Origin of the sequence: Rhodococcus sp. IEGM 1241 (assembly GCF_033142365.1) — a bacterium.
GTDB classification, from domain to species: domain Bacteria; phylum Actinomycetota; class Actinomycetes; order Mycobacteriales; family Mycobacteriaceae; genus Rhodococcus_F; species Rhodococcus_F erythropolis.
In genome coordinates this window covers 72,596-84,631 of sequence record NZ_JAWLSE010000007.1, presented here as the reverse complement: position 1 = coordinate 84,631, position 12,036 = coordinate 72,596, and the positions used below count along the sequence as shown (strand labels likewise).

Here is a 12,036-nt window from a genome sequence, read left to right as displayed (position 1 = left end):
ATGCCTGCTCGTCCGCGTTCAGCCGAAAATGCAGTTCGGCGGTAGGTTCTTCGACCATGAGCGAGGAACGTCCCCACATTCACCGGCCGAAGGTCGAAACCTTCGACATCGCAGCTCGCACCAACGTCGATCCCAAGGGTTTCGTTCGCCCGGTCGAGCACTACCGCGAAGAACCGTGGGGGCTGTACATGGCGCGCCACGCCGACCATCCCCGGTTTCACTACCTGGAGTCCTGGATCATTCCCGAACTCGGAATTCGAGCATCGATTTTCCACTTCACACCAGAGCATGTCCGCGACTGGGATTTCTATGTCGACATCGGCGACTTCATCCGCGGCGAGCATGCCTGGACCTCCGAGGACCACTACCTCGACCTGATCGTGCAGACCGGACGCAGCATCGAATTGCTCGACGTCGACGAATTGCTCGAGGCGAACACCGCCGGGATTCTCGACCCGAAGACGTCAGAGCGCGCGATGCTGAACGCCGCCCGTGCTATCGACGGCATCGCCGCCCACGGTCACGATCTCGACGCCTGGCTCACCTCGGTGGGCATGCCGGTCACGTGGCGCTGAGCGGTTAGAGGGACCAGCCTGATTTCTCGGCCCACTCCCACGCCCGGTGGAAAGCGGTGTCGAACCACGGCGTCTTGACGCCCAGGTAGGCGTCGATCGCAGCGGCGTAGTCGTCGATGCCTGCGGCACTCTCGGCTGCCTTGACCTTGAGTTCGGCATACTCGGCACGCGCCGACGCATCGGCGCGAAGCCAGTCGCGGAAGAGGATCGCGAACTGCTGACCGGGCCAACCGTCCACCCGAATGTGAATATTCGCGCGGCGCCCTGGATCGGCACTGCCGTGAATCCGCTTTGCCCACACCGCCGGATCGGTTTCACCACCGAGGTACGACGGTTTCGGGTCGTCGGCGACGATGTGCTCGATCCGGGGGAACCCGGCAGCGGCCAGATCTTCCGCGAGGTCGTCGGCAACGCCGAGGTGCTCGACAGTGATCTGAATGTCGATCACGTCCTTGGCATCGAGACCAGGCACCGCGGTCGATCCGATGTGGTCGATACGGCGCGCGCGGTCGCCGGACGCCAGCGACAACCGGCCGATGATCCGTTCGGCCTGTGCCGGCCACGACGGGTCAGCTGGAGCCAGCTCCGGCAGTGCACGTACTACCGTGCGCTCGCGGAGGTTCTTCTCGAAAGGTACAAGTCGATTCGCCCACAGGTCGCGGACCACGTCGTCGAGTGAACCCGGCTCTCCGCTGTTGTCGAGCCACACGTCGGCAACCGCACGACGCTGATCGTCATGTGCCTGCGCTGCGATGCGCGCACGAGCGTCGGATTCCGGCATGCCGCGCGAGCCCACCAAGCGTCGAACTCGTTCCTCCTCGTCGACGTAGACGATGACGACCAGGTTGAACGCCGGCGCCATCGAACCCTCGACCAACAGCGGAATGTCTTGAACGAGCACTGCATCCGACGGCGCAGACGAGATCTGCTCCATCGTCCGCGCACCGATAAGTGGATGGAGGATGCCATTGAGAGTTCCGCGTGACGTGTCGTCGGCAAACGCCAACGAGGCCAGCGCGGGGCGGTTGAGGCTGCCGTCCTCGGACAGAATCCCGTCGCCGAATGCATCGACCAGAGCGGCAAGGCCAGGAGTACCGGGCTCGACCACTTCTCGGGCGATCAGGTCGGCGTCGACGATGACGGCTCCCAGTTCGCTGAGGATTTTCGACACTGTCGACTTACCGGCTCCGATGCCTCCAGTGAGGCCTACTCTCAACACACTCGACAGTCTCTCATCTCCGCGCCCGAGAGATTGAGACACGCCTACCGATCGAACACGCCGAGGCGTTCGAGGCTCAAATACCACAATTTCGGTGACCGTGCGGTTATGTTCTAGCGAACGCACCTGTACCTGCACCTTCTCGAGAAAGTGGACGCCATGCGAGCAGATCGCGACCATCACGGTCAGCACCGCCTCGGAATGCCGAACGGCGTGCACTGCATAGAGTTTCCCGAAGTTGCTTTTGCCCTGGCAGAGCACCGTCGTACGTGGTTCACGATGCTCGTGAGCCAAGGCCGACACAGCTTCGCATCGATGCGTAAGCGCACAGCCGAAGCGACCGCCACCTACTGGGTGCCTGCTCCCGCAAACTGAGTTTTTTCACGAAGTAAAAAATGACCGGCAACCCTACGGTGCCGGTCATTTTTGCGTTCACTCACTGAATTCTTCGCGTGCCACTGATACCTGACCGAGAAAGAACCCCGCCCCTGCAAGTGCAGGGACGGGGTTCTTCACAGATCTCGCTTGATCAGATCAAGCGGTAATCCTTATGCGTTGCCCGACAGCTTCTCGCGAAGTGCGGCGAGCTGCGCATCGCTGGCAAGCGATCCGCCAGCGGACTCTGCCGGAGCGGAGCCGGCAGCAGCCGGAGCCTCAGCATCGTCTGCAGCAGCCGTCTCCGAGGAGTAGCCGGCAGCAGCGGTGGCAGCCTCAGCGGCCTCGTCTGCAGCGGTCTTCTCCATCTGAGTGGTGTGCATCTTGTGGCGACGCTCAGCCTCGGCGTAGCGGTTCTCCCACTCTTCGCGCTGCTTGTCGAAGCCCTCGAGCCATTCGTTGGTCTCGGGATCGAAGCCCTCGGGGAAGATGTAGTTGCCCTGCTCGTCGTACGAGTCGGCCATGCCGTACTTGGACGGATCGAACTCGGCGTTGTAATCCTCGTTGGCCTGCTTCAGCGACAGCGAGATACGACGACGCTCGAGGTCGATGTCGATGACCTTGACGAGTGCATCGTCGCCGACGCCGACAACCTGGTCCGGAACCTCGACGTGGCGCTCAGCGAGCTCCGAGATGTGAACGAGGCCTTCGATTCCCTCTTCGACTCGCACGAATGCACCGAACGGAACCAGCTTCGTGACCTTGCCGGGCACGATCTGGCCGATGGCGTGCGTGCGGGCGAACTGACGCCACGGATCTTCCTGCGTTGCCTTGAGCGACAGGGAGACGCGCTCGCGGTCCAGGTCGACGTCGAGAACCTCGACGGTGACCTCGGTGCCGACCTCGACAACCTCGGACGGGTGATCGATGTGCTTCCAAGACAGCTCGGAAACGTGAACCAGACCGTCTACGCCGCCCAGGTCCACGAATGCACCGAAGTTGACGATGGAGGACACGACGCCCTTGCGGACCTGGCCCTTCTGGAGCTGGTGCAGGAATTCGCTGCGAACCTCGGACTGAGTCTGCTCGAGCCATGCGCGGCGCGACAGGACCACGTTGTTGCGGTTCTTGTCGAGCTCGATGATCTTGGCCTCGATCTCCTTGCCGACGTACGGCTGGAGGTCGCGGACGCGACGCATTTCGACGAGCGAAGCGGGGAGGAAGCCACGAAGACCGATGTCAAGGATGAGGCCGCCCTTGACGACCTCGATGACGGTGCCCTTGACGGCCTCGTCCTTCTCCTTGAGCTCCTCGATGGTGCCCCAGGCACGCTCGTACTGAGCGCGCTTCTTCGACAGGATCAGTCGACCTTCTTTGTCCTCCTTGGTGAGGACGAGAGCCTCGACCGCATCTCCCACGGAGACGACCTCGTTGGGGTCGACGTCGTGCTTGATGGAGAGCTCACGAGAAGGGATGACACCTTCGGTCTTGTAACCGATGTCGAGCAGAACCTCGTCGCGGTCGACCTTGACGATGGTTCCTTCGACGATGTCACCATCGTTGAAGTACTTGATCGTGGCATCGATGGCGGCGAGGAAGTCCTCGGCGGAGCCAATGTCGTTAATGGCAACCTGCGGCGAGGTGACGGTTGTGGAGGGCATATGTTGAATTGCTCCGGACGAGTTGTGGTCGGTTGATGGATTTTGTCGGACGAGATGCGCAACTGTGGCGTACAAATGTTGGAAGTACTTTTGTGAAGTACTAGATCGAAGTACCCAGCTGCATCAATAACGAACAACCGAATACCGGATCACATTCCACACCACGGAAGCGCACCGCGAGCTCCCTCGGTCCAACTGATTCCGAGACCTTGGTAAAGATCCCGTATAGACAATCGGTCGGATGACAGACACTCGCGTGAGTAAGACTACGCGTCGGCTATCTTGCCGGGCAAACCCGGGTACCCTGCGCCCGCATCGCCCGTTCTACTGTGTTGTTCATGTCTGACGAGCGCCATGCCGCCGCCAATTCCATTCTCGGCACCAGCGGTGTCGGCCGGGTCCGTGTCGATTCCAGTGCCAGCGACCGTGCCAGCCGTGCGTGGTGGGACGCCGACGCCGACGATTACCACCGAACCCACGGCGAGTTTCTGGGCGTGAACAGCGCGGAAGGTGAATTCGTCTGGTGCCCCGAAGGGCTGCACGAGGGCGATCACCACTTACTCGGCGACATAGTCGACAAAGACATATTGGAAGTGGGTTGCGGCTCGGCGCCGTGTGCCCGATGGCTCGCCGGACACGGTGCTCGGGCCGTCGGTCTCGACATCTCGATGGGGATGCTCGCCCGCGGGCTGGACGCGATGAATGCCGGCGGACCGGCAGTCCCGTTGATTCAGGCAAGTGCGGAACTCCTGCCATTTGCCGACGAGAGTTTCGACATCGTCTGTTCTGCGTTCGGCGCCGTCCCGTTCGTTGCCGATTCGCAGCGAGTGATGAACGAAGTCGCCCGGGTTCTGCGTCCCGGCGGATCGTGGGTCTTTGCCGTCAACCATCCGATCCGATGGATCTTCCCCGACGATCCCGGGCCGAAGGGCTTGACCGCGACCCTCCCCTACTTCGACCGCACCCCGTATGTCGAGGTCGATGACAACGGAGTCCCCACCTACGTCGAGCATCACCGCACCATCGGCGACCGGGTTCGTGAGATCGTCGCGGCCGGACTTCAGGTGCGCGACATCATCGAGCCCGAATGGCCGGAGTGGTTGGACCGCGAATGGGGACAGTGGAGTCCCCTGCGCGGCCAACTCTTTCCGGGCACTGCAATTTTCAGCGCCGTCAAACCCTGACGGCTACAGCAGCTTCGACAGGAACGCCTTGGTCCGATCGTGCTGCGGATTGGCCAGGAGTTCCCGGGGCTCGCCTGCCTCGACCACAACTCCCCCGTCCATGAACACCAACTGATCTGCGACCTCGCGGGCGAAACCCATCTCGTGGGTGACGACCACCATCGTCATGCCTTCTTTGGCCAATTGCTTCATCACAGTGAGAACTTCACCGACGAGTTCGGGGTCGAGCGCGGACGTCGGCTCGTCGAACAGCATGAGCTTCGGGTCCATCGCGAGAGCGCGGGCGATGGCAACTCTTTGCTGCTGACCACCCGACAACTGGGCCGGGTAGGCGTTGGCTTTGGCGCTCAACCCGACCTGATCGAGGAGGTCCTTCGCTCGTTCGACAGCCTTCTTCTTACTGACGCGCTTCACCTGCGTCGGCGCTTCGATGATGTTCTCGAGAGCGGTGCGGTGCGGGAACAGGTTGAAGTGCTGAAACACCATCCCGATGTCGCGGCGTTGTTTGGCCGCTGCTCGCGGGTGGAGTTCGTACAGTTTGCCGTTCTTCTCCGAGTAACCCACCAGGTCGCCGTCGACGTACAGTCGGCCGGCGTTGACCTGCTCGAGGTGATTGATGCAGCGCAAGAACGTCGACTTGCCCGACCCGGACGGACCGACCAGGCAGAGGACCTGGCCAGGGTCGATTTCGAGCGAAATCCCTTTCAGGACCTCCAGTGCGCCGAAGTTCTTACAAACTCGGTCTGCTTTCACCATGGGTGTCATTTGCGTTCTCCTCCGGGGGTATCCGGAAGCGTTTCCACTACCGTAGCTTTTCCTTGCGCGTCGGCCAGTGCCTGAAGCTGGCGTGTGGTCAGTGCTCGGGTTGCGCCCTTCGAATAGTGACGCTCGACGTAGTACTGCCCGATCATGAGCAGACTCGTGATCGCGAGGTACCACGTTGCCGCCACCATCAACAGGGGAATCGGCTCGAAGTTGGCGCCCGAGATATCGCGCGCTCGACCGTACAACTCGAAGCTGTAAGGGACCGCCGTCACGAGCGAGGTGGTCTTGAGCATACTGATGACTTCGTTACCGGTCGGCGGAATGATGACGCGCATCGCCTGCGGTAGAACGGTTCGGCGCATCGTCTGACTCCACGTCATACCCAATGCAACAGATGCTTCGGTCTGGCCCTCGTTGACCGAACTCACGCCGGCACGGACGATCTCGGCCATGTATGCAGCCTCGTTCAGTGCCAAACCGATCACCGCAAACAGAAACGCTGCCTGCACGTCCTGGAGATTGATGTGCGCAAACTGATGTACGAAGGGAATACCGAGATCGATGCTCTTGTAGATCGACGGGAACAGGCCCCAGAAGACCAACTGCACGTAGACAGGGGTTCCTCGAAAGATCCACAGATAGCCCCAGGCCGCGGCACGAAGCACCGGGTTGGGAGAAAGTCGCATGACTGCCAAAATCACACCGAGGACGATCGCGATCACCATTGCCAGCACCGTCAGCTGGATCGTTGTCCACGCACCAGCGGAGATCCGTTTGTCGAACAGATACTGACCGTAAGTCCCCCATGCAAAGGCTTCGTTGGTCGCCGCGCCGTAAACGAACAGTCCGAAGAGGACCACGACGACGACCGCGGCAATCCAACGACCAGGTCTGCGTAGTGGAATCGCCTTGATCGGCACCGGATCGCCGGTCTCAGTTGTTGTCATGTTCATCAGCTTTCCGCGCCGTTGATCTTGGATACTTCGATGACGCCGGCCTCGACACTCCAGGTCTGCGCGATCTGTTGATAGACGCCGTTGTCGATCAGGTACTGCATTGCCTGCTGCAGAGCGGGCCCAAGGGCGGAACCCTTCACGATCGGCCAGCCGTACGGCGCCGAATCAAAGGGTTCTCCGGCAGCTTCCATCCGGCCCTTGCTCCGTTTGATCGCATAGCCGGTCACTGGCGAATCAGCGGACAGCGCGTCGACTCGACCGAGGATGAGCGCGTTGGCCGCGTCGTCCTGGCTGTCGTACTTGATCTTGTCGATCGGGGGCTTGCCCTCGGCCACGCATACCTCGCTCTTGGCAGGCACCTCGTCGATGTCCTCGGTGGTCGTGGTCTGCACCGCCACCCGAAGCCCGCATGCGTTGTTCGGATCGACTGGCTTGTCCGGCCGTTGCGCCCACTGGATACCTGCGCTGTAGTACGTGACGAAGTCGACCGTCTTCTCGCGTTCCTTGGAGTCGGTGAACGAAGACATGCCGAGGTCGTAGCTTCCCGACTGGATAGCGGGGATGATCTTGTCGAAGTCGGCTTGGTTGAAGACAGCTTCGACACCGAGCACGGCGGCAACGGCATTCATCAGGTCGACGTCGAAACCGACGATGTTGCCGTCCGCGTCCTTGAATTCGTTTGGCGCGTACGGAATGTTGACGCCGACCTGCAGCTTGCCCGAATCCGTGACCTTGGACGGCAGAAGTGCGGCGATCTCGGGCACCTTCTGGACATCAAGTGGCGGCCCTTCCGGAACGAGACCCTCGTTGTTGGTGACACATCCGCCGCACAGTGCGACGATCAAGCCCACCAACAGGACTCGCACCACGTTGGTGCGGATACGCCCGCCACTGCTCGAGCCATAACCCACGCCACGTGGCCTTGGTGCCCGTGCGTTTTCATCGACCACGACTCTGCTCTCCACTCGTCGATCGCCGCACTTGCAACGTCCATCCGAAATTCAGTCGAACGGTAGGTTACGGCAGGAGTTCCACCGTCGCCGACTTCGCAAGATTCCGGCCTGTCGTACAAGAATCAGCGACGCAGAGTGTGTGCGTACACGACTTCGGAAAATTCGCTGGTCGATGCCAAACCGCCGAGGTCCGCGGTCGCGATACCCGACGCGATGGTCGTGCGAACCGCATCTGAAATGCGGCGTGCCGCCGCAGACAACAACCGATCTCCGCGCGCATCACCGAGCCAGTCGAGCATCATCGCACTCGAGAGGAACAGTGCCGTCGGGTTCGCCCGGTTCTTCCCGGCGATGTCGGGTGCTGCACCGTGCGCAGCCTGAGCCATGACCTGCGTCTCGGAAGCGTTGATCGACGGCGCGGTTCCGAGTGAACCGGACAGCTCGCCCGCCAGATCCGACAAAATGTCGCCGAACATGTTTTCGGTCACCACGACGTCGAAGTCTCCGCCGCGTCGAACGAGGTGCGCCGCCATCGCGTCGACGTGCTCGTCGTCGACGACTACGTGGGGGTACTCCGCGGCGACGGTTCGGCAGGCGTCGCGGAAGAGGCCGGTGGTCAGTGTCAGGACGTTGGCCTTGTGGACGATCGTGACGTGATTGCGCCGACGCGACGCCAACGCGAAGGCAGTGCGTGCGATCCGTTCGCATGCAGCGCGGGTGAACACACCGACGGCCAGGGCGATGTCTGGCGTCGGCATGAATTCGCCGCTGCCGACTGCCATGTTCCGATCCGCGTACAACCCCTCGGTGTTCTCGCGGACGATCACCAGATCCATGTCGGGAACCATCGCCTTGACGCCGGGGAACGCTGCTGCCGGTCGGATGTTCGCGAACAACTCGAACTTTTTCCGGATGACGCCGCCGGGGGTGAGTTGTCCGCGAAACCTCTCGGGATACGACGCGCTGTCATGGGGTCCGAGGATCCAGCCTTGCAGCTGACCCAACGCATCGATGGTTTCGTCGGGAATCGGCGTGCCGTGAGTGTCGATGGCCGTACTCCCGAGCGGAAGCTCGACCCACTCGACGGGCGGAGCATGAACCGATGACAGCGCCGCATCCACGATCTGCCGTGTCGCCGGGACGATTTCGTGGCCGATTCCGTCGCCGTGCATGAGTCCCAGCCGCATGGCCGGAGTACCGATTGCGCTCGCACCTGTCATCAGGCAATCATTGCTCACCATGGTCCAGTCGGTGGAATTGCTCCTCGATCCGGTGAGTGAGTCGGCAGTGCGAGCACAATGGCAGCTTCTCGCCGACGCCGGATTACCGAGTCAGGCCTCTCATCACAGCCCGTCCAACCGTCCGCACATCACGCTGTTCGTCGCCCGTGAGATCCCCGCGGAGATCGACGAACTGTTGGTGCGGCGCTTCTCGGCCCCGGACTTCGAGGTCCGGCTGGGTGGCTACGTCGTGTTCGGCGGCAAGCAGATGGTCTTGGCGCGCTCGGTTGTTCCTTCGCGTGCACTCCTTCACCTGCACCGAGAAATAGCCGAGTCAACAGTTGGCTCGACGGCACTTCCCGCCCACGTCGAGCCCGGCGCGTGGACGCCTCATGTGACGCTCGCCCGACGCGTCGAACCTGCACGTCTGGGTGAAGCCATCGCCCTGCTGGGCACCGACGTGATTCAAGGGCGCAGCGGCGGGATCAGGCGCTGGGACGGCGAACAGAAGACGGAATGGTTACTGACACCGCCGGTGTGACAGAGCGGGTTGCACGTCGGGTCACCAGGATTCCCGCGATCACCGCCAGCGCACCAACCGGCTGATTCCAGCCAACGCTTTCGTCCAAGACTATTGCGCCGAGAGCGACGCCCACCACTGGACTGAGATAAGTGACGGTGGACGCCGCAGTCGGCCCCCACCCCTGAACGACATTGGTGTTCCAGATGAATGCGAGCCCGGTCCCCAGTGCGCCCAGAGCGATCATCGACAGGACAACTGCCGGCGTGAGGTGCATCGGCGTGTTTGCGACGACCGGAGAGGCCAGAACCATCACGAAAGCACCGATACTGATCTGCACAAGCGCGACCGTACGAGTGTCGACGCCGAGAGGAAGCACGAAACGCCTGAGGTAGACAAACGAAATCCCGTACGACGCAGTCGCTCCCAGGCAAGCGACCTGAGCACTCACACTTCCGCCAACGCCGAGATTCCACGGCGCCAACACGATCAGCACCCCACCGAATCCGAGAAGCAACCCCCGCGACTTGTATCGCGTCAGCGTCTCCCCCGGCAGAAAGGCAAGGGAGACAGCCATAGTCATCAGTGGCGTGGTGGCGTTGTAGATGCTCGCGAGTCCCGAGGACATGTTTTGCTCCGCCCAACTGAACAGCAGCCACGGAACGATGCATTGCGTCGCTGCGAGAAAAGCCAGGTGCTTCCAGACACGAAATTCCCTCGGTAGGCCGATCCGGTTGACCGCTGACACGAGAACCAGCGCGAGCGCACCGAAGACCAAGCGCCACAGAACTACCTGCGTGAAGGACAGACCTTCGAGCCCGATCTTCATGAAGAGGAAACTGGCTCCCCACACCACCGCAGCTGCGGTGTATTGAAAGGCCAGACTTGCCCTCAAAGGGTGAAGTCTCCGTGCGGACTGACGTCGTGACGAGTGTCGGGCGTTCGGCCGGCAAGAGCTAGTACGTTCAGGACCAGTAGGACCAAGAGGCTGACGACGATGATTGCCATGTGTCCAGCCTGACGGAATGTCCCACGTGGCAGTAGTGGCAGAAAAGCCAGACTTGGACGATTTTCTGCCACTTTCCCGTTTTTCTGTCACACTCGAAAGATGCTCGCGAAAGTGGTGGTCCCACTGATGCCGATGACCGAGGCGTTCGAACTCGGCGTGGCATGTGAAGTCTTCGGCTTCGACCGATCCGACGACGGCCTCCCCACGTACGACTTCTCGCTGATCGCCGCAGTTCCGGGCCCGATCCGAACGCGGTTCGGTTACAACATCGATGTTCCGTACAACCTCGATTCTCTCGACGACGCCGACCTCATCGTCGTTTCCGCCGGCGGAACCTACGACGCCGGCGACGCGTACATGTGCTCACCGAGTCCCGACTCGAGTGTCGATCCCCTGCTGGTCAAACTCAACGAGGCCGTAGCCCGGGGCGCCAAGGTGGCGAGCCTGTGCACCGGAGCGTTTGTCCTCGGCGCGGCTGGACTACTGGACGGAAGGCGATGCACGACGCATTGGCGGCACGCAGAGAGGCTTGCCCAGACGTATCCGGAAGCCAAGGTCGATCCGGACGTGTTGTACGTGGACGAAGATCCGGTGTTCACCAGCGCAGGCACCGCGGCAGGAATCGATCTGTGCCTGCACATCGTGCGAAAGGAACAGGGTTCTCGTGTCGCCAACGGCATCGCGAGAAGGATGGTGGTGCCACCCCACCGTGACGGTGGGCAGGCCCAGTACGTCGCCACTCCCCTCACCTCGACGCCGAGTGCAACCCTTGCCCCACTCCTCGACTGGATGACGGAGAATCTCGCCCTCGACCTCACTGTCGGAATGGTCGCGGCCCGAGCGAACATGTCCGCTCGCACATTTGCCCGCCGTTTCCAAGCGGAAACGGGAACGACTCCCGCCCGCTGGCTCAGCGATCAGCGAGTACTGGCCGCCCAGCAACTCCTGGAGAATTCGGACCTCTCCGTCGATGTCATCGCAGAACGCGTCGGTTTCGGCGGCGGCGCCGTGCTTCGCCAGCACTTCATCCGGCTTCGCTGCACCACGCCCCAGGCCTACCGCCGGACGTTTCGGGCGACCGAGAACGCAAGCTGAAATCGGCTCAGGGAAGAATCAGCGGTTCCGGGGCGTTGCACACACCAACAGCCCGCACAATGGAAAGGACCCCTGTGGCCACCCAGACACTCACCCAGCAGAACTTCGACGAAACGATCAACGGCAGCGACGTCGTCCTCGTGGACTTCTGGGCCTCCTGGTGCGGCCCGTGCCGCCAGTTCGCGCCGACGTTCGAAGCCTCTTCGGAGAAGCACGCCGACGTCGTTCACGCCAAGGTCGACACCGAGGCCGAGCAGGGAATCGCAGCGGCCGCCAACATCCGCTCCATCCCCACGATCATGGCCTTCCGCGAAGGCGTACTCGTGTTCAACCAGGCCGGCGCTCTTCCCGCCGCTCAACTCGAAGAGCTCGTCACTCAGGTCAAGGCACTCGACATGGACGAGGTCCGCAAGCAGATCGCAGAGCAGACCGCTTCAGCTGAATAGCGAAAAAGAGCGCGCTCCGAATCGAATTCGATTCGGAGCGCGCTCTTTTCGTAGCCAG

The 12,036-nt window shown here is 61.9% G+C and carries 13 protein-coding genes; 6 read left to right on the top strand and 7 right to left on the bottom strand.

The genetic code is table 11. The features are described 5' to 3' along the window. The first annotated feature begins 56 nt into the window (after positions 1–56). Positions 57–575, top strand: coding sequence for a DUF402 domain-containing protein (locus R4P70_RS27250; RefSeq protein ID WP_046378629.1), 519 nt, complete (start codon positions 57–59; stop codon positions 573–575). 4 nt (positions 576–579) lie between these two features. On the opposite strand, the gene coaE is transcribed toward R4P70_RS27250, so the two are convergent. Continuing rightward, complete coding sequence (gene coaE, locus R4P70_RS27245) at positions 580–1,794, bottom strand: dephospho-CoA kinase (RefSeq protein ID WP_019748631.1); 1,215 nt, start codon at positions 1,792–1,794, stop codon at positions 580–582. 159 nt (positions 1,795–1,953) lie between these two features. Between coaE and R4P70_RS27240 the strand changes: the two genes are divergently transcribed. Next, a complete protein-coding gene (locus tag R4P70_RS27240; RefSeq protein ID WP_003944056.1) occupies positions 1,954–2,169 on the top strand; it encodes a hypothetical protein in 216 nt (71 codons plus the stop codon). Positions 2,170–2,342: 173 nt separating this feature from the next. Here R4P70_RS27240 and rpsA read toward each other — a convergent pair whose 3' ends face one another. Then, positions 2,343–3,830, bottom strand: a complete 1,488-nt coding sequence (rpsA, locus tag R4P70_RS27235) for a 30S ribosomal protein S1 (protein WP_019748632.1) — start codon at positions 3,828–3,830, stop codon at positions 2,343–2,345. Between the two features lie 338 nt (positions 3,831–4,168). Here rpsA and R4P70_RS27230 point away from each other — a divergent pair, with 338 nt between their 5' ends. After that, entirely contained in the window at positions 4,169–5,014 is an 846-nt protein-coding gene (locus tag R4P70_RS27230; RefSeq protein WP_070797320.1) for a class I SAM-dependent methyltransferase, read from the top strand. Positions 5,015–5,017: 3 nt separating this feature from the next. Here the strand turns inward: R4P70_RS27230 and R4P70_RS27225 are convergent, their stop codons facing one another. The 4 genes from R4P70_RS27225 to R4P70_RS27210 form a co-directional block, all read right to left on the bottom strand. Further along, the gene (locus R4P70_RS27225; protein ID WP_019748634.1) at positions 5,018–5,779 is read right to left on the bottom strand and encodes an amino acid ABC transporter ATP-binding protein; all 762 of its coding nucleotides are present in this window, start codon (positions 5,777–5,779) and stop codon (positions 5,018–5,020) included. Beyond that, positions 5,776–6,732 (bottom strand): amino acid ABC transporter permease, encoded by a 957-nt coding sequence (locus R4P70_RS27220; RefSeq protein WP_081329090.1) that lies wholly within the window; start codon positions 6,730–6,732, stop codon positions 5,776–5,778. The genes R4P70_RS27225 and R4P70_RS27220 overlap by 4 nt, the downstream gene beginning before the upstream one ends. Then, a complete protein-coding gene (locus tag R4P70_RS27215; protein WP_029255466.1) occupies positions 6,732–7,604 on the bottom strand; it encodes an ABC transporter substrate-binding protein in 873 nt (290 codons plus the stop codon). The genes R4P70_RS27220 and R4P70_RS27215 overlap by 1 nt, the downstream gene beginning before the upstream one ends. A 206-nt stretch (positions 7,605–7,810) precedes the next feature. Further along, positions 7,811–8,908, bottom strand: a complete 1,098-nt coding sequence (locus R4P70_RS27210; RefSeq protein ID WP_021334021.1) for an isocitrate/isopropylmalate dehydrogenase family protein — start codon at positions 8,906–8,908, stop codon at positions 7,811–7,813. Between R4P70_RS27210 and R4P70_RS27205 the strand changes: the two genes are divergently transcribed. Then, a complete protein-coding gene (locus R4P70_RS27205; protein ID WP_223257901.1) occupies positions 8,874–9,449 on the top strand; it encodes a 2'-5' RNA ligase family protein in 576 nt (191 codons plus the stop codon). The genes R4P70_RS27210 and R4P70_RS27205 overlap by 35 nt on opposite strands. Here R4P70_RS27205 and R4P70_RS27200 read toward each other — a convergent pair. After that, entirely contained in the window at positions 9,394–10,323 is a 930-nt protein-coding gene (locus R4P70_RS27200) for a DMT family transporter (RefSeq protein WP_317832700.1), read from the bottom strand. The genes R4P70_RS27205 and R4P70_RS27200 overlap by 56 nt on opposite strands. Positions 10,324–10,536: 213 nt before the next feature. Here R4P70_RS27200 and R4P70_RS27195 point away from each other — a divergent pair, with 213 nt between their 5' ends. Both R4P70_RS27195 and trxA read left to right on the top strand, forming a co-directional pair. Next, on the top strand, positions 10,537–11,532 hold the full coding sequence (locus tag R4P70_RS27195; RefSeq protein WP_020969741.1) for a helix-turn-helix domain-containing protein: 996 nt from the start codon (positions 10,537–10,539) through the stop codon (positions 11,530–11,532). Between the two features lie 74 nt (positions 11,533–11,606). Next, positions 11,607–11,978, top strand: coding sequence for a thioredoxin (trxA, locus tag R4P70_RS27190; RefSeq protein WP_003944106.1), 372 nt, complete (start codon positions 11,607–11,609; stop codon positions 11,976–11,978). Positions 11,979–12,036 lie beyond the last annotated feature (58 nt).

What these genes read in the sequence shown, in the direction of transcription:
- R4P70_RS27240 (WP_003944056.1), top strand. Translation starts at nt 1,954, where the DNA reads ATGCGAGCAGATCGCGACCATCACGGTCAGCACCGCCTCGGAATGCCG.
- R4P70_RS27250 (WP_046378629.1), top strand. Translation starts at nt 57, where the DNA reads ATGAGCGAGGAACGTCCCCACATTCACCGGCCGAAGGTCGAAACCTTC.
- R4P70_RS27225 (WP_019748634.1), bottom strand. Translation starts at nt 5,779, where the DNA reads ATGACACCCATGGTGAAAGCAGACCGAGTTTGTAAGAACTTCGGCGCA.
- R4P70_RS27205 (WP_223257901.1), top strand. Translation starts at nt 8,874, where the DNA reads ATGGCCGGAGTACCGATTGCGCTCGCACCTGTCATCAGGCAATCATTG.
- R4P70_RS27230 (WP_070797320.1), top strand. Translation starts at nt 4,169, where the DNA reads ATGTCTGACGAGCGCCATGCCGCCGCCAATTCCATTCTCGGCACCAGC.
- R4P70_RS27195 (WP_020969741.1), top strand. Translation starts at nt 10,537, where the DNA reads ATGCTCGCGAAAGTGGTGGTCCCACTGATGCCGATGACCGAGGCGTTC.
- R4P70_RS27210 (WP_021334021.1), bottom strand. Translation starts at nt 8,908, where the DNA reads ATGACAGGTGCGAGCGCAATCGGTACTCCGGCCATGCGGCTGGGACTC.
- R4P70_RS27220 (WP_081329090.1), bottom strand. Translation starts at nt 6,732, where the DNA reads ATGAACATGACAACAACTGAGACCGGCGATCCGGTGCCGATCAAGGCG.
- rpsA (WP_019748632.1), bottom strand. Translation starts at nt 3,830, where the DNA reads ATGCCCTCCACAACCGTCACCTCGCCGCAGGTTGCCATTAACGACATT.